Origin of the sequence: Fructobacillus parabroussonetiae, assembly GCF_018437265.1 — a bacterium.
GTDB classification, from domain to species: domain Bacteria; phylum Bacillota; class Bacilli; order Lactobacillales; family Lactobacillaceae; genus Fructobacillus; species Fructobacillus parabroussonetiae.
In genome coordinates this window covers 29,888-51,143 of record NZ_JAAMFL010000005.1, presented here as the reverse complement: position 1 = coordinate 51,143, position 21,256 = coordinate 29,888, and the positions used below count along the sequence as shown (strand labels likewise).

Annotated in this window: 20 protein-coding genes; 2 read left to right on the top strand and 18 right to left on the bottom strand. The window is 47.3% G+C overall.

The genetic code is table 11. The features are described from left to right. Positions 1-156 precede the first annotated feature (156 nt). The 9 genes from glyS to G6R30_RS03040 all read right to left on the bottom strand — a co-directional run bounded on the left by glyS (position 157) and on the right by G6R30_RS03040 (position 9,289). On the bottom strand, positions 157-2,214 hold the full coding sequence (gene glyS, locus G6R30_RS03080) for a glycine--tRNA ligase subunit beta (RefSeq protein ID WP_213821347.1): 2,058 nt from the start codon (positions 2,212-2,214) through the stop codon (positions 157-159). Beyond that, complete coding sequence (gene glyQ / locus G6R30_RS03075) at positions 2,214-3,161, bottom strand: glycine--tRNA ligase subunit alpha (RefSeq protein WP_213821537.1); 948 nt, start codon at positions 3,159-3,161, stop codon at positions 2,214-2,216. The genes glyS and glyQ overlap by 1 nt, the downstream gene beginning before the upstream one ends. Positions 3,162-3,168: 7 nt before the next feature. Beyond that, positions 3,169-4,581: a DUF2130 domain-containing protein gene (locus G6R30_RS03070; RefSeq protein ID WP_213821345.1), complete on the bottom strand. Its 1,413-nt coding sequence runs from the start codon at positions 4,579-4,581 to the stop codon at positions 3,169-3,171. Positions 4,582-4,945: 364 nt separating this feature from the next. Next, a complete protein-coding gene (frr, locus tag G6R30_RS03065) occupies positions 4,946-5,491 on the bottom strand; it encodes a ribosome recycling factor (RefSeq protein WP_213821343.1) in 546 nt (181 codons plus the stop codon). 2 nt (positions 5,492-5,493) lie between these two features. Beyond that, positions 5,494-6,219, bottom strand: coding sequence for a UMP kinase (gene pyrH / locus G6R30_RS03060; protein ID WP_213821342.1), 726 nt, complete (start codon positions 6,217-6,219; stop codon positions 5,494-5,496). 89 nt (positions 6,220-6,308) lie between these two features. Beyond that, on the bottom strand, positions 6,309-7,187 hold the full coding sequence (gene tsf, locus G6R30_RS03055) for a translation elongation factor Ts (protein WP_213821341.1): 879 nt from the start codon (positions 7,185-7,187) through the stop codon (positions 6,309-6,311). Between the two features lie 88 nt (positions 7,188-7,275). Further along, complete coding sequence (gene rpsB / locus G6R30_RS03050) at positions 7,276-8,049, bottom strand: 30S ribosomal protein S2 (RefSeq protein WP_213821340.1); 774 nt, start codon at positions 8,047-8,049, stop codon at positions 7,276-7,278. Positions 8,050-8,211: 162 nt separating this feature from the next. Further along, positions 8,212-8,547, bottom strand: coding sequence for a GIY-YIG nuclease family protein (locus G6R30_RS03045; RefSeq protein ID WP_213821339.1), 336 nt, complete (start codon positions 8,545-8,547; stop codon positions 8,212-8,214). Continuing rightward, a complete protein-coding gene (locus G6R30_RS03040; RefSeq protein WP_213821338.1) occupies positions 8,522-9,289 on the bottom strand; it encodes a tRNA1(Val) (adenine(37)-N6)-methyltransferase in 768 nt (255 codons plus the stop codon). Before G6R30_RS03040 ends, G6R30_RS03045 begins: the two co-directional genes overlap by 26 nt. A gap of 61 nt (positions 9,290-9,350) precedes the next feature. On the opposite strand from G6R30_RS03040, the gene G6R30_RS03035 reads away from it, so the two are divergent. After that, entirely contained in the window at positions 9,351-9,980 is a 630-nt protein-coding gene (locus tag G6R30_RS03035) for a lysophospholipid acyltransferase family protein (protein ID WP_213821336.1), read from the top strand. A gap of 100 nt (positions 9,981-10,080) precedes the next feature. Here G6R30_RS03035 and G6R30_RS03030 read toward each other — a convergent pair whose 3' ends face one another. Further along, positions 10,081-10,293 (bottom strand): YneF family protein, encoded by a 213-nt coding sequence (locus G6R30_RS03030; RefSeq protein WP_213821334.1) that lies wholly within the window; start codon positions 10,291-10,293, stop codon positions 10,081-10,083. Between the two features lie 196 nt (positions 10,294-10,489). Here G6R30_RS03030 and lexA point away from each other — a divergent pair, with 196 nt between their 5' ends. Next, the gene (gene lexA, locus G6R30_RS03025) at positions 10,490-11,122 is read left to right on the top strand and encodes a transcriptional repressor LexA (RefSeq protein WP_213821332.1); all 633 of its coding nucleotides are present in this window, start codon (positions 10,490-10,492) and stop codon (positions 11,120-11,122) included. 106 nt (positions 11,123-11,228) lie between these two features. Here the strand turns inward: lexA and G6R30_RS03020 are convergent, their stop codons facing one another. The 8 genes from G6R30_RS03020 to G6R30_RS02985 form a co-directional block, all read right to left on the bottom strand. Beyond that, entirely contained in the window at positions 11,229-11,585 is a 357-nt protein-coding gene (locus tag G6R30_RS03020) for a YlbF family regulator (RefSeq protein ID WP_213821330.1), read from the bottom strand. 45 nt (positions 11,586-11,630) lie between these two features. Continuing rightward, positions 11,631-13,700, bottom strand: coding sequence for a PBP1A family penicillin-binding protein (locus G6R30_RS03015; RefSeq protein WP_213821328.1), 2,070 nt, complete (start codon positions 13,698-13,700; stop codon positions 11,631-11,633). Positions 13,701-13,758: 58 nt separating this feature from the next. Then, entirely contained in the window at positions 13,759-15,450 is a 1,692-nt protein-coding gene (gene argS / locus G6R30_RS03010; RefSeq protein WP_213821326.1) for an arginine--tRNA ligase, read from the bottom strand. A gap of 215 nt (positions 15,451-15,665) precedes the next feature. Further along, a complete protein-coding gene (locus tag G6R30_RS03005; RefSeq protein ID WP_213821324.1) occupies positions 15,666-15,911 on the bottom strand; it encodes a hypothetical protein in 246 nt (81 codons plus the stop codon). A gap of 41 nt (positions 15,912-15,952) precedes the next feature. Continuing rightward, on the bottom strand, positions 15,953-17,185 hold the full coding sequence (gene coaBC / locus G6R30_RS03000; RefSeq protein ID WP_213821322.1) for a bifunctional phosphopantothenoylcysteine decarboxylase/phosphopantothenate--cysteine ligase CoaBC: 1,233 nt from the start codon (positions 17,183-17,185) through the stop codon (positions 15,953-15,955). A gap of 1 nt (position 17,186) precedes the next feature. Then, a complete protein-coding gene (gene murE, locus G6R30_RS02995; protein ID WP_213821320.1) occupies positions 17,187-18,722 on the bottom strand; it encodes a UDP-N-acetylmuramyl-tripeptide synthetase in 1,536 nt (511 codons plus the stop codon). A gap of 91 nt (positions 18,723-18,813) precedes the next feature. Further along, complete coding sequence (locus G6R30_RS02990; protein ID WP_213821318.1) at positions 18,814-19,962, bottom strand: cation:proton antiporter; 1,149 nt, start codon at positions 19,960-19,962, stop codon at positions 18,814-18,816. A 129-nt stretch (positions 19,963-20,091) separates the two neighbouring features. Further along, positions 20,092-21,117, bottom strand: coding sequence for a tRNA dihydrouridine synthase (locus tag G6R30_RS02985; RefSeq protein WP_213821316.1), 1,026 nt, complete (start codon positions 21,115-21,117; stop codon positions 20,092-20,094). Between the last annotated feature and the right edge of the window lie 139 nt (positions 21,118-21,256).

The window sequence follows — 21,256 nt, the reverse complement described above, 5'->3', positions numbered from 1 at the left end:
GTGTTAATAACTATCTCAGGCACTCAAAGCGGAGATAGTTATTTTTTATTGCCCAGTTTAATGAGTGTAACAATTAGATAACTCGCTCATTTACGCTTTCATCATAACGGAACACAAAAAAAGTCGCTAGCAAAAGCTAGCGACTTTTTTATTCACTTACTTAATCACGATTTCTTCGATCTTTCCGAGACCGTTGATTAGCTTGTTAATCGCACCGAGTTGCGCGTAACGGTTGTTTTTAACTGTTTCATCGTCATCGTTGACCATTGTGTTGTCAAAGTAGTCAGCGATTGGCGCCTGCAAGGCAGCCAATGCCTGGTAGAGCTTTTCGGCCCCAGCTGCTTCAAGCGTCTTTAGATCAAGATTCTTAGTTGCTTCATACAAGGCTTTTTCCTGATCATTTGCCAACAACGCGGGCTGAACCGGAGCGTCGACGGGCACTTTCTTTGCTAGGCGGGCCACACGAGACAGTGATTCCATGACTTCACGGAAGTCGGCATCCGTCGCGTGAGCAGACAAAACCTTGGTCCGGTCTGCGACATAGACAAAGTCTCCGGTGATCACGTTAGCCGTTCCCGCCGTCACAATATCCTTTCGAATACCAGCATCCAGGGCTTGCTTACGAACACGGTCCGTTAAGAAGCCAATGACGAGATTCAAGTTGGCATCGGTCACTTCCCCGTTCTTTTCTTTGAAAGTCGTCAGAAGTGCCAGCAAATCAAGGTGCCAATCAAATGCTTCCAGCGTCCGAACGACACCGGTTGCGGCACGACGGAGACCGTAAGGGTCGTTGGCGCCAGATGGCGCCATGTCGTGGGCAAAGAAGGTCACAATCGAGTCCAACTTGTCGGCGATGGCCAAAACCGCACCAACCTTGCTTTGGGCAACCACGCCATCGGCTGACGTTGGCAAGTAATGCTCGTAAATGGCCTTGGCCACGGCATCCTTTTCACCAAAGAGCTTGGCGTAGTGCTCCCCCATCACGCCTTGTAGTTCATCGAATTCACCAACCATTCCGGTCATCAAATCAAACTTGTAAATTTGTGAAGCACGATCCAAGTCGGCTTCTTCCTCTTTTGACAGGCCCAGTGCTTGTGCCAATTCAGCAGACAAGCCCTGCACTCGTTCCATGTGTTCGTAAACGGTTCCAATCTTTTCGTGGAAAACAAGCTTCTTCACACGGTCCATGTAATCGTTAATGGACTTTTGCTGGTCTTCCTTGTAGAAGAAGGCCGCATCCTCCAAGCGAGCCACGAGGACTTTTTCATTTCCACGAGCCACGTTTTCGAGGTGATCGGCATTTCCATTACGAACGGACAGGAAATGTGGCAAGAGATCGCCTTCTTTGTTGGTCACAAAGAAGAAGCGCTGGTGATCGCGCATTGACGTAATTAATACTTCCTTCGGCAGCTTCAGGTACTTCTCATCGAAGTTTCCTGCAAAGGCCGTCGGCCATTCGACGATGTTGTTGACCTCTTCCAAGAGATCTTTTGCCATGGCGGATTGTAGATCAAGTTTCCAGTCGTTGTCCTTTGCAATCGTTTCCAATTGATTGACAATCGTCTGCTTCCGCTTAGCGGCATCAACCATGACAAAGGCATCGTTTAAGGTCTTTTCATAATCCTTGGCCGAAGCGATTATCACGTCTTCTGTTGATAGGAAGCGGTGGCCACGAGTCGTCTGACCGGCCTTTACGTCCAGTACAGAAAATGGCACGACTTGGTCATCCAAGAGTGACACAATCCAACGAATTGGTCGGATGTAATGGAAGGCGTGGTTTCCCCACTTCATGTACGTGGTAAAAGTCATTTGTTCAACAACTTCTGACCCGATCTTTGACAGAATTTCTGCAGCTGGCACCCCGGCGATTTGCTTTTCTGCCCAGAGGTAGCCGTCCTTTTCCGTCAATTCTTCCGGCGTTGTTCCCTGACCGCGTGCAAATCCCTGGGCGGCTTTTGTCCAGTTGCCATCCTCGTCCTTGGCACGATCGACGGCTGGGCCACGCTTGATTTCAGAAACAGCTTCTGAACCTTCGGCCAAACCGACCAACTCGACAGCCAAACGGCGAGGAGTCGAGAAAGGCTTCATTTCTTGGACAGCTAAACGATGTTCGTCCAAGAAATCCTTTACACGCTTTACCAGTTGTTTTTCAGAAGCCGTTACCAAATGAGCCGGCATTTCTTCCAATCCAATTTCTAAAATGTAGTCAGCCATTAGTTTTGGTCCTCCTTCTTTGCGTACTTTCCCTTTTCACCCAGGTACTTGTCCCGTAACGCTTCATCTTTCAACAATGGGAAGCCAAGCTTTGCTCGTTCCTCAATAAAGACTTTGGAAACCTGACGAGCCATTGCACGAATGCGGTGCAAGTAGCCGGCACGTTCAGTGACGGAAACCGTTCCCCGTGCATCCAAGAGGTTAAAGGTGTGCGATGACTTCAAAATGTAGTCATAAGCTGGATGAACCAAGCCCAGCTCAAGGTTGTGCTTCGCTTCGGCTTCGTAGTCGTCGAAATGGCGTAACAACATGTCTTGGTTCGATTCTTCAAAGGCGTACTTGGAGTGTTCGTATTCTGGCTCTTTAAAGATATCCCCGTAGAGAACACCATGGCCCCATTCGAGATCATATACAGTTGGCACATCTTGAATGTAAGAAGCCAGTCGTTCCAATCCATAAGTGATTTCGGAAGTAACGGAATCAACTTCGATTCCACCAACCTGCTGGAAGTAAGTGAACTGCGTGACTTCCATTCCATCAAGCCAAACTTCCCAACCGATTCCGGCAGCACCCATGGATGGGTTTTCCCAGTTATCTTCGACGAAGCGAATGTCGTGTTCCAAAGGCTTAATCCCCAATGCTTCCAGGGATGCCAGGTAGAGCTCCTGAATGTTGTCGGGTGATGGTTTCATCACGACTTGGAATTGGTGGTGCTGAAAGAGACGGTTCGGGTTGTCTCCGTAACGACCATCGGCTGGTCGACGGGATGGTTGAACGTAGGCTGCAGCCCACGGTTCGGGTCCGTTAGCACGCAAGAACGTGTAAGGGCTTTGAGTTCCCGCGCCGACTTCGTTGTCGTATGCTTGCATGAGGTTGGCGCCTTTTTCAGCCCAAAACTCTTGCAAAGTCAGGATAATCTCCTGTAATGAAAGCTTCTTTTCTGTCATCATGTTGTCAATCTCTTTCCTTCTTCAATTCATCGAATTTGGCCTGCATCGTTGGATTGTCATGCGTGAGTTTTTTCACCGACACATCGTCCAATTTATTATTTGCCAGACGCAATTGATTTTCTGAGGTTGTCAGCTTCCGCTTCACCTCTTCCATCCGCTTAATCGCTTTATCAATCTCGTCAATCGCTGCTTGGAAATTCTTTGAATAGGACTGGTAATTCTTCGCAAACTTGTCCTTAAAACTATTGATGTTTTCCTCAAAATTAGTGATATCAATGTTTTGGTTTCGTTCTTCTTGAAGCTGCTTCTTATACTGTACCGAATCAAGTGCAGCGTTTCGAAGTAAGCCGATAAAATGAACGAAGAATTGCGGCCGAATCACATACATCTTTTCGTATTCATGGACTTGCACAATCCCAGTATTGTAAAGGTCACTATCGGCTTCGAGCAGTGAAACGAGCACCGCGTACTCGGTCCCCTTTTCCTTGCGGTCCTTATCAAGCTCTTTGAAAAAGTCACTGTTTTTATGTTTCTTCTCCGTCGTGTCCGCTTCGTTTTTCATATCGAACATGATTGAGATGAATTCCAGCCCATCATCATAGTCACGAAAGATAAAGTCACCCTTTGAACCCGTTTCCTTTGATACTTCGTTGTCCTTTTCGAAATAGGCATCTGGAAAGGCATATGGGCGGATCTTATCAAATTCCTGGTGAGCGTAGACTTCCAGTGATTCACCAATCTCTTTTGTCGACTGCCGAGCCTTAAAGTCCTTGTAGAACTCGACTTGGTCATGAGCAGCCTTTAACTGAGCCTCATAATCTGATCTCGTCTTTGACAGCGCCAATTCACGATCACGTTCTTGGTTATTCACCTGATTCTTTAATTCCAACAGCTGACGTTCAAGGGACTGCGATTGCTCAGAAGCTGCTTCTTTACTTTCCTGAAGTGTCTGTTGGAGCTTTGCCTTCTCCTCTTCAGCCTTTTGCCGAGCCGCTTCTTTTTCCACCTGCTGCTTGGCTAACAATTCAGCCTTTTGACGTTCCAGTGCTAAGGCCTGTTCTGATTCATTTTGTTTCTTAGACGCAGCCAAATCAGCCTTTAGCTGAAGCAATTCTTCTTGTAAACGATCCCGTTCTTTTTGGGCATCCTCTTTTGCCGACTGCTTCGCCTGCTCCACCGAAAACTTCGCGGCTTCTTTTTCCTTTTGAACCTGTGAATCAATTAATGCGGACTGGCTCTTTTCCCAGGCCGCTTTTTCATCCTTGATGCGCTGTTCAATGCTATCCTGAACGGCTTTGGAAAGCGAATCGCTATCGACTTTTTGCTCGTCTTTTAAATCAATCGTATCACCGATTTGACCCGTTTCTTGCAAGACTAAAACCGTCTCAGACTGCACGCTATACTTGAGCTTTGCCATCGTCCCTCCTTTTCAGACAAAAAACCGCGGTAAACGGTCCAATGCCAAAATTTCTTTGACATCAGGACGCTTACGCGCGGTTCCACCTGATTTCCAGAGCAAAGCCCTGACACTTTCGTTGACATCAACGGCTCGCCGGTTGCCAAGCCGGGTCATAGTCGAAGATTGCTTAACCATATTATGCTATTTTCGCTGAAAAAAGGCAAGAAAAAAGACATAGAAAAACCCAAAGTGCTTTGTTTGAGAAGCGCTAATCATTGAATAATAATCAGCAAGCACCTTGGGTTACATTGATATTATAACATTTTTTACATTAAACCAAAATAATGAAAAAGAACTGGCTTAACACCAGTTCCTTGAACAATTAAATCGTCAACAATTCTTTTTCCTTATCAGCGGCGATTTCATCAATTGCCTTGATGTTATCATCCGTTAACTTTTGGATCTTATCTTCGGAATCATGCACTTGATCTTCCGTCAAGTCCTTGTCCTTCTTAATGGCGTCCATTGCATCGCGACGTACGTTACGAACGGCAACCTTGGACTTTTCGGCTTCAGCCTTCACTTCCTTGGCCAATTCCTTACGACGTTCTTCTGTCATCTGTGGGATGGCTAAACGAACGATTGAGCCGTCAGATGCAGGGTTCAATCCCAAGTCAGACACGTTAATCGCCGTCACAATGGCTTCCAAAGCCCCTTTATCAAAAGGCGTGATCAAAAGCATCCGAGCTTCCGGAACAGAAATGGAAGCAACTTGGTTCAAAGGGACCATGGCACCGTAGTATTCCACTTCAACGCGATCCAAGATACGTGGGTTAGCACGTCCTGTTCGAATTTCGGCCAATTCGCGACGAAGAGCCTCCTGTGCGCCCTTCATCTTATCACTTGCTTGGTTAAAATCAATTGCCATGTTTATTTTTCTCCTGTAACTGTCGTTCCGATGTTTTCACCGGCAATGACTTTTTGAATGTTGCCAGGTTGGTTCAAATTAAAGACGACCAGTGGCATATTGTTATCCATTGACATGGTTGAAGCCGTTGCGTCCATGACCTTCAAGCCCTTTTGGATAATATCCAAATGCGTCAAGTGACTAAACTTCTTGGCCTCTGGGTTTGTCTTTGGATCAGCGTCGTAGACACCATCGACACCGTTCTTTGCCATCAAGATCGCATCCGCGTTAATTTCATTAGCACGAAGCGCAGCCGTTGTATCGGTTGAGAAGTATGGTGACCCAATACCGGCAGCAAAAATCACAATCCGCCCCTTCTCAAGGTGACGAATTGCCCGCCCGCGAATGTAGGGTTCGGCGATTTGTTGCATGGTAATGGCTGTTTGAACACGCGTTTGAACACCTGCACGTTCCAAAGCATCCTGCAAAACTAAGGCGTTCATGGTCGTTCCCAACATACCTGTGTAGTCAGCTCGAGAACGTTCCATTCCAACCTTAGAAGCTGGTTCGCCACGCCAGAGGTTTCCACCACCAACGACAATGGCAATCTCTGTGCCCATGTCGTGAACGGACTTAATCTCGTTGGCAATCGTTGAAACCGTCTCCAAATCAATTCCCTGGCCTTTAGCACCAGCTAAAGCTTCGCCAGATAACTTCATCAAAACACGTTTGTATTTCTTTTCAGTCATGGTGTCTCCTTTTTTCTTACCATCCATTATAGCAAAGGAATTCGTTTACGTCCGCAAAAAAAGTGCCCAAAAGGACACTTTTATAGGTCTTATTGACCGATTTGCTTGGCAACTTCATCAGCCAAGTTTGTTTGTTGCTTTTCGATTCCTTCACCAACTTGGTAACGGACGAAGGACTTAACCGTCAAACCGCTTTCCTTGGCAAAGTCTTCAACCTTTTGGTCACCATTCTTAACAAATGGTTGGTCCAACAATGAAATTTCTGCCAAGAACTTCTTGATACGACCTTCAACCATCTTTTCCTTGATGTTGTCAGGCTTACCATTCAAGTCTTCAGAAGCCAATTGAACTTCCTTTTCCTTGGCAACAACTTCTGCCGGAACGTCAGCATCTGATACGTATTGTGGTGCAATGGCTGCAATGTGCATCGCGATGTCACGTGCTGCAGCAGCGTTTGAACCATCAAACAAAGCCAAAGCAGAGATTGAACCACCCATGTGGGAGTATGCCCCAAAGACTTGGTCATCGTTCTTTTCCATCGTTTCGAAACGACGCAACGTGATCTTTTCACCCGTAATTTGTGAAACATTGATGATCATGTCGTTAACGGTACGACCTTCTTCGCCTGGCAATGCCAAAGCAGCTTCAACGTTTTCAGGTTGAGCATTCAAAATGATCTTCGTAACAGCAGCCAACAAGTCGTTAAATTCCTTGTTTCCAGCAACGAAATCCGTTTCTGAGTTCAATTCGATGATAGCAGCCTTGTTACCGTCTTCCATGACATAAGTCATTCCTTCGGCAGCGACACGGTCGCCCTTCTTAGCGGCCTTTGCCATTCCCTTTTCACGCAACAAGTCGATGGCCTTTTGGATGTCGCCTTCGGCTTCAACCAATGCCTTCTTTGCGTCCATCATTCCAACAGACGTCTTGTCACGTAATTCCTTTACCATCTTTGCTGTAACAGCCATAAATGTGTGCTCCTTTTTAGTCAAATAAAAATGCCGCGCCAGCGTCCCAAGCAGGTCCACCGGAACGGCAAATCAGATAATTAATCGCTTAGTTGTTCTTTTCAACAATTTCAGTGATTTCTTCGATTGATTCAGTGTTTTCGTCACCTTCGATGAAAGCATCTTCGGCTGCTTGATCTTGACCTTGACGGCCTTCGATCACAGCGTCTGCCATCTTTGCCGTAATCAAACGGATGGCACGAATGGCATCATCGTTAGCAGGAATCTTAACGTCAACATCATCAGGGTTGGCGTTGGTGTCAATCATTGCCACAACAGGGATGTTGAGCATGTTGGCTTCCTTAACGGCGATTTCTTCCTTCTTAGGGTCAACAACGAAGAGTACGTCAGGCAAGTCCTGCATGTCTTCGATTCCGCCCAAGAACTTTTCCAACTTGGCTTGTTGCTTCTTCAACAAAACAACTTCCTTCTTTGGAAGACGATCGAAAGTGCCATCTTCGGCCATCTTCTTCAAGTCCTTCAAACGTTGTACACGAGTCTTGATCGTGTTCCAGTTAGTCAACGTTCCACCCAACCAACGGTGGTTGATGTAGAATTGACCAGCGCGCGTTGCTTCTTCAGCAATGGCGTCAGAAGCTTGCTTCTTCGTACCAACGAACAAGATGTTTGCGCCATCAGCTGATGCGTTACGCATAAAGTTGTAGGCTTCATCAACCATCTTCACCGTCTTTTGCAAGTCGATGATGTGGATGCCGTTACGTTCCGTAAAGATGTATGGTGCCATCTTTGGGTTCCAACGACGTGTTTGGTGTCCGAAGTGAACTCCTGCTTCGAGGAGTTCTTTCATAGTAATAACTGCCATTATAGGCCTCCTAGGTTATCCTCCGACCGATTCAAGGTTCGCATGAACATTTCTGCACCTCTGCGTTCTCCTCGGCCGTGTGTATTTTTGTTGCTCACACAACGATTAATAGTTTACAGGATGCCCCTCAGTCTTTCAAGCATTTTGTGCGAACTTTTCTCTTTATTTTTCCCAGACAGTTTTCGGGACGCCGTGTTCAATCAAAAAGCTTTCCTTTTGCACTCGTGACAGCGCTTTAAAAGTCGCCTCTGCGTGCATCGCATCATGCTTACTATCAAAAGTCACGTAATAAATTAGCCGCAAGGGATGGCGGGACTTAACCCGGGTGAACTTCGCACCTTTCCCCGCTTCATGCACGTGGAAACGACGAATCGCATCATCTGAATAACCGCCATAAAAATAACCATCGGCCGTGTAGAGCACGTAAAAGTCATAAGTTTTAGCAGACGAATCCGTCACGTCTTCACTCTCCCTAATCCAAGGTCCACGCTTTACCATACAAGATAGTTTGAACCTGCTCGGTATATTGGTTATCAGCCGTATAGGCAATAATTGGTGGCAAGATGCGGACACCACCGGAGCGGCCCTGTTTAATCGCCTCAACCAAGACCATGTTGGCTTCCCGGTCGGCCTTTCCATAAACGAATTGGAGGTGCTTAATTTCAAGTCCACGATCCGTCAGGGCGGCGAAAATATCACCAAGCCGTTCTGGCCGGTGCACCATGAAAAACTTCCCTTTGTTTTTCAACAATTTATTGGCTGTCTGGGCCAACTTTGGCAAGTCAATGGCCACCTCATGCCGAGCAATTTGATAATGCTCGTCTTCATTTTGCTTCGTTTTTTCTTTAATTGGAAAATACGGCGGATTACATAGGACCGTATCCACCGAACCAGGCTTAATCTGGTCAAAGACTTCCTGCATATCGGCATGAATGACGGAAACGCGATCTTCCAGACCATTTAAACGCACCGATCGCTTCGCCATCGCAGCCAATTCTTCTTGAATTTCGACCAATGTGACGCTGCCCGTGACTTTTTTAGCATAGAAAAGACCAACAGCGCCAGTTCCCGCACCAAGATCAACGGTTCGACCACGGCCCTTTTTATTCGGGTTGGCAAAATAGGCCAGGAGAACGGCGTCCAATGAGTAAGCAAACATATCGGGGTTTTGAATCACCTTCACCTCTTGGGAAGGTAAGCCATCCAACCGTTCGCCTTCGTGTATATTCGGCTCTGTCATTTGCCTTTATCCCCTTTTATAGTAAAATTAAACAGTTAAGTGAAGAAGAAAGGACAAGCTCATGCTTTATCGCTTTATCCGGGTCTTCGTTGTGACCTTGGTTTCCATTATAAACGGACGTACCTATTATTTGCACAAAAATCGTCTACCAAAACAAGGCAACTACATTCTAGTTGCCCCTCACCGAACGTGGTGGGATCCCGTTTGGTATGCCATGGCGGCCTATCCAAAACGTTTTATCTTCATGGCGAAAAAGGAACTGTTTAAAAACTTCTTTTTACGCAAGCTCATCGTTTCCCTCGGCGCCTTTCCAGTCGACCGTAAAAACGTTGGGGCCGATGTGATTCGAAAGCCCGTCAGTGAATTGAAGAGTGGCGACCGTTCCTTAATCATGTTCCCTTCGGGTTCACGGCATTCACAAAAGCTAAAGTCAGGTTCCATCTTGATTGCCAAACTGTCAAAGAAGCCGATTGTACCGGCCGTTTACCAAGGCCCCGTTAAGTTCTCCCACCTCTTCTTACGTCATCGCGTAACCATGAACTTTGGCGAACCAATCGTCATTGATCCAAAGGTGAAACTAACGGACGAAGTGATCGCTCAATACAACGAAAAAATCGAGGCGGCTTTTCATGCACTCGATACTGAAATCGATCCAAACTGGGTCTATGTCGATCCGAAAAAGCAAAAATAATGTCAAAGTCCCAGAAGAGCAATCAAATCTTCTGGGACTTTTTTAATTGAAAAAGAAAAAGCCGACAATTTGTCGGCTTTTATAAAAAGCAAAAATCAGCTTAGCGCTTTGCGCTTTGGGCCTTCATTTGGCTCATCATTTGATTCAACTTCTTCTGTGATGGCTTTTGCCCCATCGACATCATCATTGACTTCATCATCTCTTCTGAGATTGGTGGGTTCTTGGCCAAGTATGACTTCATTGTGAAGCGCGCCAAGAAGAATCCACCAACCAGCCCAACAACCAGGGCCAAAAGTCCTACTAGTACAAGCATAGCGGTCTCCTTTACCTCTAAAAATCTATGGAATAGTATACCACACCCACTCACAAGCCGTTCGCTTATTTTTAATAAACTTTAGCAAAGGCTTAAATTTCACTGTATCCTTAAGGAATTCTTACGAACACGTGTTTGCTTTTTCCCCTTTTTTTCGCTAGAATAAGGGCAGTATTAATGAGATGGGAAGAACATTATGGCATCCGATTCAAAACAAATTCAGGTACTTCGTTTTATCCACGAGTACCAATCAAAAAACGGCTTTCCACCAACGATTCGCGAAATCGGCGAATCCGTCGGTCTCTCCTCTTCATCGACCATTCACGGTCACATTGCCCGTTTGATTAAAAACGGTTATCTTTTGAAGAAGGGTGAAAAGACCAAGGCACGGGCCATCGAAGTGACAGCGAAGGGCTTTGAAATGTTAGGCATTTCTTCTAACGCTGGTAAGATTCCCGTTCTTGGTTTGGTGACCGCCGGTCAACCCATTTTGGCTGTTGAACAAAACGCCACGGAATTCTTCCCCATTCCGGAAGATCTCATTCCATATGACGGCGACCTCTTCATGTTAAACGTTCGTGGGGAGTCCATGATTAACATCGGCATTCTAGACGGCGACAAAGTCATTGTTCGCCGCCAACAAAACGCCGATAACGGTGATATTGTGGTCGCCATGAACGAAGATAACGAAGCCACGGTCAAGCGTTTCTTTCGCGAAGCTGGTCATTATCGCTTACAACCTGAAAACGACACGATGGCCCCCATCATCTTGGATCAAGTGTCCATTCTTGGAAAAGTGGTTTCACTCTATCGTGATGCAATCTATTAATAAGAAACGAAAACGGGCAACAGTTGATCTGTTTCCTGTTTTTTCTTTCAGTTTTTCCATTGGCCAATAAAAAAAGGCGACGCTATTGCGTCGCCTTTTTGTTTGCTTAGGCCTTGTGGGCCGCTGCATAACTTTCTGAAACTGGTTTCGTCACGATATCGTTGATCTCACCAAGCAAGGTGTTCAACACTTGTTCTGAAGCCATCAGGGCTTTAATTTTTTCGTTGGCCTGAACGTCTTTGGCAACGGCGTCCCATTCCTTTTCTTGTTCAGGAGTTGGCGTCTTTTGCGCCTGCATCATTTGTTGCACCGTCATTTGAATCGTTTGGAACTGCTTGAACAAATCCTTGGCCGCTTCATCCGCTTGAACAGCTTCAAAAGCCTTATTCCAAGCTACGTACTGTTCCGTTTGCGTCAAAACTTTTGCCATTTCATTGGCATTATCGTAAATATTTACTGACATCTCTCATAGATCCTTTCGTATTGCACAACACTCGGTCGATTGATTCTAAGAACCGAACCATCCCTTTACAGTATCCCACACTTTGTTAGCGCCGGCAACTGTCGTGTTCACGCCATTTTGAATGTTTTCTTTGGCATTGTCAGCCCATGAATTTGATGAGCTGGATGAGCTGGTCGTCGTTGATTGGTTCGCGTCCGTCACACTAAAGGAAGTTTCTTCGGTGTTTGGTAGAATTTGTCCCATTGACGTCTTGACCAAATTACCAATGGTTGACATCAACCCAATTGGTAGAGAACTTGAACTGTTCCCTTCCAGACCTTCCCAGGAGACCTGAACCACATCGTTGGTATAAGCAACAGCCCACGAATCCTTCGATGAGTTCGAATTATTGGTGGAGTTCGGGTTTTCAGTCGTTCCGGTCTTACCCGCAATGGTGTAACCAGATGGGGTTGCCCCCTTTCCAGTTCCATTCGTGTACGTACCAAGCATCATCTTCGTCATCTTGTTCGCAATTGACTTGGAAATTAACTGCGTCTGCTTAGCCTTCGGCTTTGCAACAATCGTCTTTCCAGTCGCGTCCACAATCTTTGTGATGTAGTGGGCTTCTGACATCGTTCCGCCATTGGCAAAAGTCGTGTAGGCCGATGCCATTTGCTGTGGCGAAACACCGTTTGTCAAGCCACCAAGAGCCAAAGCATAGTTCTTATCAGATGAAACCAAGTTCAAGCCAAACTTCTTTCCCCATGAATAACCGGTGTTCACCCCTAACTTATCAAGGAGGTAAACGGCTGGAATATTGTAGGAATGTTCAAGCGCTTCATACATCTTGACGTTCCCCGTCTCAACGTTCAAGGCGTTATTTGGCGAGTAATTATTCGTTCCAAAGTTCATCTTCTTGTTTGGCAGTTCGGTGTTGATCGAATAACCATTCACGAGGGCTGGTGTGTAAACGACCAGCGGCTTAATAATGGAACCTGGTTGTAGCTGTGACTGGTTGGCGCGGTTAAAGCCACGGTAGGTATGGGTCGACTCACGACCACCGACTACGGCACGAACGCCACCCGTCTTCGCATTCAAGACGACAGTTGCTGCCTGGGCGTCCGACTGATTACCAAAAAGCGTGCCCTTTTCATAATCGTTTTGGAGGTTCTGCTGATCCTTTTGGTTCAGGGTTGTGTAAATCTTATAACCCTTATTCATAATATCTTTTTCAGTCAGGCCATAAGTGTTAATGGCTTCGTTAATGACTGAGTCAAAGTACCATGGATAGCGGTAAGATTCATCCCCGGTGTAGTTATCATTCAGAGTAATGGCCGTTGCTTGCGCTGCTTTTGCCTCAGAAGCCGTCAACTTCTTATTTTCAACCATGGTTTGAATGACCAGGTTTCGACGGCTCTTCGAACGACCAGGATTGTCAATTGGGTTAAAGCCAGAAGGATTGGTCAGCATACCGGCTAAGGTTGCCGCCTGCTCCGTATTCAATTCGGAAGCATGAACACCAAAGTACTTCTCAGAAGCATCCTCGACTCCCCAAACCCCATGTCCAAACCAGGCGTTGTTCAAGTACATCGTCAAGATATCATTCTTTGAGTAAGACTTTTCCACCTGAACGGATAAGAAAAGTTCCTTAAACTTTCGGGTAAAGGTCTGCTCCTGTGTCAAATAGGCGTTTTTTACCAGCTGCTGGGTCAAAGTCGAACCACCACCCGAAATCGTTTCCGTTCCGGTCAGCTTGTTTTTAACCAGCAAGACGGCAGCTCGAGCCAAGCCCTTCACTGAGAAACCGTGCTCCTTGTAGAAATTACGGTCCTCAATGGAAAGCACCGCGTTCTTCATGGAAGGTGAAATCTGGTTGTATTTCACATAGGTTCCCTTTTGTGAGTAGAGCGAACCGGCTTTGTCACCAGAATTATCATAGACATCCGTCGTTTGCGACAGCGATTGCTGAAGCGATGACACGTGCGCCGTCTTGGCATTCACAATCCCGTATAACGAAGCCGCAAAGAAAAGCGTCATGATCGTTAAAATCATTAGTCGGCCGATCTGATAACGATTCCAGACCGGTGCGACTCGTTGCCAAAAGGCTGTCTTTTTAATTGAAAAATTCGTTTTCATTCGTATTCCTTACAGCCAATCGGCCGAAATAGCTAAAAAACTAATGGCATCAAAGGGCTTACATTTCCTTTGGTGCATGAACACCAAGAATCACAAGGGCGGCCGTCAAGGTTTCGGAAACGGCAGCAACCAATGCCAAACGACCATTCTTGTTGGCATCGTCAGCCAAAATCTTTGAGTTGGCGTAATACTTATTAAAGGCACGAGCGAGGCCAAGCGCATACTTGGCAACGATTGATGGTTCGCGATTCAAGAAGGCACGGCGAACCGCGTCAGGAAAGGCGTTCAAATCAGTAATGATGGCCCAAGTGTCCGGGTCATCCAGGTTGATGTTTTCCTGATCAACCGCTACGCCCGCCTTACGCAAAATCGATTGGGCACGGGCATTCGTGTATTGCACGTATGGCCCTGTATCCCCTTCGAAGCGAACGACTTCGTCAATCTTAAAGTCGAAGTTATTCGTCCGGTCATTCATCAAGTCATGGAAGACAACCGCACCGGCTCCGACTTCTTCGGCCACCTGATCCTTATTTGGAAGCGTTGGGTTCTTTTCCTCAATCTGCTTCAAGGCCAAGTCATGGGCATCGTCTAAGACATCCTTCAGCAAGACGACATCCCCCTTACGGGTCGACATCTTCTTCCCGTTAAAGGTAATCAAGCCAAATGGGATGTGTTCTACATCATCCGCCCATGGCAAATCCAAAAGTGACAACACCGCCTTTAGCTGGGCGAAATGTTCACGCTGTTCACCACCCACGACATAGAGTGACTTGGCAAAGTCGTAAGTATCCTTTCGGTACATGGCAGCCGCCAGGTCACGGGTCATGTAAAGCGTCGCACCATCCGTTCGCTTAATCATGGCAGGCGTCAAGTTTTCGTTCACCTTAGACAGGTCAACAATCTGGGCACCCTGTGATTCTTCTAAGAGGTTCTTGTCCTCAAGCGCCTTAACAACTCGGTCCATCTTGTCATTGTAGAAGGCTTCCCCGTTGTATGAATCAAAGGTAATGCCCAAGCGATCGTAAATTTCAGTGAATTCCTTTAAGGATTCCTCACGGAACCAGGCCCAAAGCTTATGGGTTTCTGGATCACCATCTTCCAACTTCTTAAACCAAGCACGGCCTTCATCGTCGAGGGCGGGATTTTCCTTGGCCTTTTCGTGGAATTCCACGTAATACTTTAGCAAAGTCGCAATGGGATCCGCCTTCACTTCATCTTCAGATCCCCAGGTTTTATAGGCATAGATCAATTTACCAAACTGCGTTCCCCAGTCACCAAGGTGATTAATTTTAACTGGCTTATAACCGTTCTTAGCCGACAAGTTAGCCAAGGCGTTTCCAATCACCGTTGAGCGCAAGTGGCCCATCGACATTGGCTTGGCAATGTTTGGCGATGACATATCTAAGGCAATGGTTTGCCCTTTTCCATCTTCGTTTTGACCATAGTTTGCACCAGCAGCCAAAACCTTTTTCAAGGTATCCTTTGTCACTTGCTTTTTATTTAAAAAGAAGTTGATGTATGGACCTGTCGCTACGACTTTTTCAAAGTCTGACTGATCAATCTTTTCGACCAACTCTTGGGCAATCATTTGTGGCGCCTTCTTCAATACCTTTGCCAAGGTAAAGGTTGGAAAGGCAATGTCGCCCATTTTTTGATCTTTGGGTGCCTCGAGCTTTGAGGCGATGTCTGCTGCTGTCAGGTCCGGCAATACGGCCTGCAACGCGTTCACAACTGCTTGGTTTTCTGCCATCTTCTTATCCTTTTCTTCTTAAAAACAGGACCCATCTCGACATATCTGAAGAGACGAGCCCTGCCCGCGGTACCACTCTAATAGTCAGCTGAGCCAACCACTTTTGTTTCATTCATTTGTCTGCATTGAAAAAGTGGCGCGGGTCAGGGGTAAGCCCTGGCTCCCACTATCGCCAAGGTCACTGAAACTTACGTACCTGCCTTCTTCTTTTTCTTTTACTTTTCTGCGGGCGCTTCTTGGATGACTTCGATATCGGCCATCTTAACCACTCCGCGGTGGTTCATTTCGTTAACAGCTGGTTGATCAGCTGGGTCGTTTTCGATGATTTCGACAAGTAATGCGTTGTCGTAAACCTTCTCGACTTTGCCAGTAAAGGGCTTTTCCAAGTTGCCATAGGCGGGTGCTAGAAGCACATCCCCAACATGGTACTTAGCCGCTTGTTCTTCGTCTGTCTTTGCCATGAAAGCCTCCGATTCCTTATTAGGTACTTATTATACCACAATTACGCTTGGTCAAGTAGACGCACCAGTTCTTGAATAATCTTTTTGGCAACGGCCAGCTTTGATTCCGGGCCAACGGTCACGGGCGCTTGGTCTGCTCGTACCAAAGTCACTTGGTTACTGTCCTTATCAAAGCCCGCTTGTGGCGCCAACACATCATTGGCGACAATCAGATCAGCCCCTTTGGACGTCAACTTCTTCTTGGCGTTTTCTAAAAGATTTTCCGTTTCGGCAGCAAAACCGACAACGACTTGGCCCGGCTGTTTTTGCTGGCCGACTGTCTTTAAAATGTCGGGGTTTTGCACGAGGTCAAGCGTTAGGTGCGCATCCGGACTCGTCTTCTTCACCTTTTGGTCAAAGGGCTTCGCCAGGGCAAAGTCCGATACCGCCGCAGCGGCAATAAAGGCATCGGCGCCGACCATCGCCTTTTTGACTGCGGCTAACATCGCCTTGGCGGATGGTGCCAGCACAAGGCGGATGGCTGGTGAACAAGGCCGTTTACTTGCTGCGACAAGCGTCACGTCGGCACCAGCAGCCAGGGCGGCTTCAGCCAGTGCATAGCCCATCTTACCCGATGAGCGATTCGTCAAGTAGCGAACGGGGTCAATGGCTTCTTTGGTGCCACCCGCTGTGATGACCACTCGACGGCCAGCAAGGGGCAAGTCATCCCTTTCAGGCAATTCAGTGGACAAGGCAGCAGCGGTTTCCGAAACGATTCGGTTCAAGTCGGCCAGGCGACCCTTGGCTTCATAGCCTTCCGCAAGGAAACCTTCGTCAGGGGCGATGATTGTCCAACCATCGGCTGCCACCTGGGCCAGATTTCGTTGTGTGGCTGGGTTTTCCAGCATTTGGTCGTTCATGGCAGGGGCCAGTAACCGCACTTTATCAGAAGCCGCTAAAAGGGTTTCCGTTAGGACGTTATCGGCCAGCCCATGGGCGACTTTGGCCAGGGTATTGGCCGTTGCTGGCGCAAGTACCAAAGCATCCGCCCACTTTGCGAAAGACACGTGTTCGACCTGAGCAGACTTTTGCTGCCAGTCATCCGTTAAGACATCGTGTTGGGAAAGAATGGCCAAGGTTTGTGCCGGAATAAAGCTCTCCGCTTTTTTGGTCATGACCACTTTGACTGCTGCGCCCGCCTTAATATAAAGGCGAACCAATTCCGCCGCCTTATAAGCCGCAATGCCGCCAGTGACGGCCAATACTATTTTTTTGTCCTGTAAAGGTTTTGGCATACTAACGCGTAAACTTTCCTTCTTTTAGTTCCCTTTGACAATTTTTGACGACGGCGAAATCACCGATGTAAGGCGTATCCACGCCATTGATCTTCTGATAAGGGTCTTCGCCCTTACCGGCCACCACAACCAAATCCTTTGGTCCAGCGAATGCAATCGACTCACGAATGGCTTGAATACGGTCCATCTGATAATGAATGCCGAGTGTTGGATTGGTAATCGCCTGGGCAATCGTTTGACAGATGTCTTCTGGCTTTTCAAAGGCTGGATCATCAGCGGTCAAAAAGACCTGGTCGGCTTGTTTTGACAGGACTTTGGCAAAGTCCAAGCGACGGGAAACCCCTTTATTACCAGGTGCACCCAAGACCACAATCACCTCACCCTCTGGGGACTGCTTCTTCGCAAAAGCCAAGAGCGCATTGAGCGACGCATAGTTGTGCGCATAATCCACAAAGGCCACCCCGTGGTCTGGCAGTGCTAATGACAACATCCGGCCTGGAATTGTGACCTCATCCAAGCCCTTTTTCATTGCCGCTTGTTTGGCACCGGCCAAAGCCGTCATCATGAGTGCAGCCGTGGCGTTTTCTTCGTTAAAATCACCGGGCAGGTTCAGCCGGTAGGAACCAGCTAATTCGCTCAGGGCAGGCAAGGCGCACTGATCTGAAACCGTAAAGTAAGAATCGTGCAATTCGGTTTTATCTGAATGGAATAGAACCGTTGGCTTCTGTTCAGGAAGCTGGCTCGATGCCCCTTTTCGATTAAAGGTCAACACGGTCGAATGCTTGGCTGCGGCATGTTGATAAATCGTTTTATAGTGATCCATCCCCGCATTCAAAATCACCTGATCAGAATGATCCAGTAGCATTTCTTTGTGGGCCAGATAGTCGGCAAAGGTCGGATGCTCGTTTGGCCCAATGTGATCTGGTGAAATATTTAAAAAGGCACCAACATCGTAAGAAAGACCATAGACCCGGTTTTTAAGATAGGCCTGAGAGGAAACTTCCATCACCAAATGGGTCATCCCCTTTGCTACCGCACGGGCCATATCCTTGTAGAGCTCATAGGATTCGGGCGTTGTGAGATCGGATTTCTTCTTGTCTTCAGGCTTTGGCCCAACAATTCGATCGACGGTTGAAAAAAGCGCCGTCTTGCCATTGGTCGCCTCTTTTAAAATCGTATAGGCAAAGTAGGCAGCCGTTGTTTTTCCCTTCGTACCCGTAAAGGCACCAATCCACAACTTCCGATCCGGATAATCGAAAAAGGCAGCCGACAAAATCGCCAGGGCCTTCTGTGTATCCGATACTAACCATAGGGGCAGGTCCATACCAAAATCCTGACTAGCCACCAGGCCCGTCACACCCGATACACCATCCAAATAAGCCTTTTTAAAGGCCCCTTTTGCCACAAAGAGCGTGTTTTCTTGAACCTGACGTGAATCGTAGTGCAGCAGATCAAAATCACAATCGATGGCTGGTCCTTGAATTAATAATTGCTGGTCCTCTAGGAGGGCCGTCACTTGTTTAGCAGTTAATCTCATAATGCTTTTATTATAGCATAGCAAGCCTAGTGGCAAAGGCTTTTAATCGCAATAAAAAAGTCGCCTTAAAACAGGCGACTGTTAAACGAATTTAGTTATTTTTCCCCTTCAAAAGTGGCTTCAAAACAATTGGCGTAAAGACCGTAGTTAACAAAATAACCAGGACAAAGGCACCGTATAGCGAATCTTCCAAGACTTTGGCAGACAGGGCGAGGTTGGCAATCACAAGGGCCATCTCCCCACGAGAAACCATGCCAACGCCGACGACGTTCGCCGAGTGCTTGGTCATGTGCATCAAACGAGCAGCAAGATAAGGGCCCGCCCACTTGGTCCAAATTGCCAAAACCGTCAGGAGGACAATGAGCCAAAGATGGCCCAATTGGCCAGCCCAAGAAACCTTCAAGCCAATGTTGGCAAAGAAGACGGGAATAAAGACAACGTTTCCAACCAAGATCATGCCATGCTCAATCCCCTCTTTTCCAGGTAATTTTGTGAAGAGCAGACCAATTAAGAAGGCCACGATGGCACCTGATAAGCCAACGGCTTCGGCAAAATGCGCGGTGAAAAGTAAGAGGGCAAACACAACGGTCAGAATCAATCCTGGTTGTGAAATACGAGCCAGAACTGGTAATAATTTTGGCAGGAAAAAGGCTAAGAATAGTAGGAGGCCAACTAAGTAGGCCAGCATGAAGAAAAGCGTCAGACCAAGGCCGAATTTCTGCTGACCACCAATCCCAAAACTGGCTTGAAAAATGGTCCACATCATCACGGCCAACAAATCGTCAATCACCGCTGCCCCTAAAATAGTCGAGCCGGCATCTGACTTGAGTTGTCGGTACTCCGTTAAGACTTGAGCGGTGATGGAGACAGAGGTTGCAGAGAACAACACGGCCCAGAGAAGGGCTTGCTCATGACTATAGTGAAGAAGGACGCCAAAGACATAAAAGATGATAAAGGGCGTGACAACGCCGGCTAAAGCGACGGCAATGGACTTTTTCAAGTGCGCCTTTAGTAGGCTTAAATCCGATTCAATTCCCGCTAAAAACATCAGTAAGATCACCCCGATTTCAGCCCAGTGATCGATGGTGATGGTTGAATTTATGAAGGCAAAGCCGGCAGGTCCTAACACTAAGCCAGCACCGATTTGACCAACCACGGCAGGCAAACCAATTCGTTCGGCTACCCAAGAAAGCAGAAGGGCCGATAAAAGTAAGGTTGCTAAAAGCAATGAAGTCATCATTTCTCCTCTTAAAATCAAATGAAAAAGGCCATAGCCAAAGATCCCCTAACTCCCCCGTTAGGTAAATCCTTGAGTATGACCTCAACCAAGTGTTCTTCTTTAATTATTTTTAGTATACCACAGCTGTTCTTAGCGGTCTTCGTTTTGCACCAAGTCCCCTTCGTGCTCAGCCAGAATGGCTCGAACTTCATCCGTGGCATGGGTTTCCATCAACTGCTGACGGAGTTGTGAGGCATGGGCAAAGCCGCGAAGATAGATTTTGAAATAACGCTTCAACGCTTCAAAATGCTTTGGTGTGACCGTCTTGGTCACCTCGTCAAACAAGTCAAGTTGCAGCTTTAACAAAGCAATCGACTCGGATAAGTCATGCGCCTTTTGTTCATGATTGAAGGCGTATGGATCTTCCAAAACACCACGACCAATCATGATGCCATCCACACCTGGATGGGCAGCAGCCAAAGCCAAGCCCTCCTGGTAGTTTTTAATGTCCCCATTGATTTGTAAGAGCGTGTTTGGTGCTAGTCGATCACGCATGGCAATGATGTCATCAATCAACTCACAGTGGGCGTCGGCTTTGGACATTTCTTTTCGCGTCCGCAAGTGAATCGTCAAAACCTGCACGTCGGCTTTCAAAATCGTTTCCAGCCAATCGTGGTATTCATCGACTTTGTAAAAGCCTAACCGGGTCTTAACCGAAACAGGCAAAGTCGATTTCTTGGCCGCTTCAATCAATGCAAGGGCCGTGTCCGGATGGCGGATCAAATCAGACCCTGCCGAGTTCTTAATGACCGTACCGTCCGGACAGCCCATGTTCAAATCGACCGCTTCATAGCCCATTTCTGGGAGGAGCTTTGCCGCCCCTTCAATGGCCTCTGGCTTCGACCCCCAAATTTGGGCAATCGGCATCTGTTCGCCCTCAGCAACGGCTAAACGTCCTTGAATCGAGAACTTGGCCTCTGGATGAACCATGGAAGCGGCATTGGTGAATTCCGTGTAATAAATATCAGGGCCACCGGCCTGGGCCACTACCCGACGGAAAATCGTATCCGTCACAGCCTCCATCGGTGCCATTGAAAAGAACGGCCGGGGATTTCCCTGCTCATCCTTTGCTTCATCCACAATCTTTTGCCAGTAGGCGGATTTTGCTTTTCTCATCAGCACTCCTTTGCGGTCTCAGAAGACCTGTCGTCAAATTAACTTTTCCATTTTAGCACGCTTTCGCCTTTCCGACAAAGTCAGCGGTACGGACCAAAGGAATGAAAAAGCACCAAGCCAGACGGCTCGATGCTTCTTT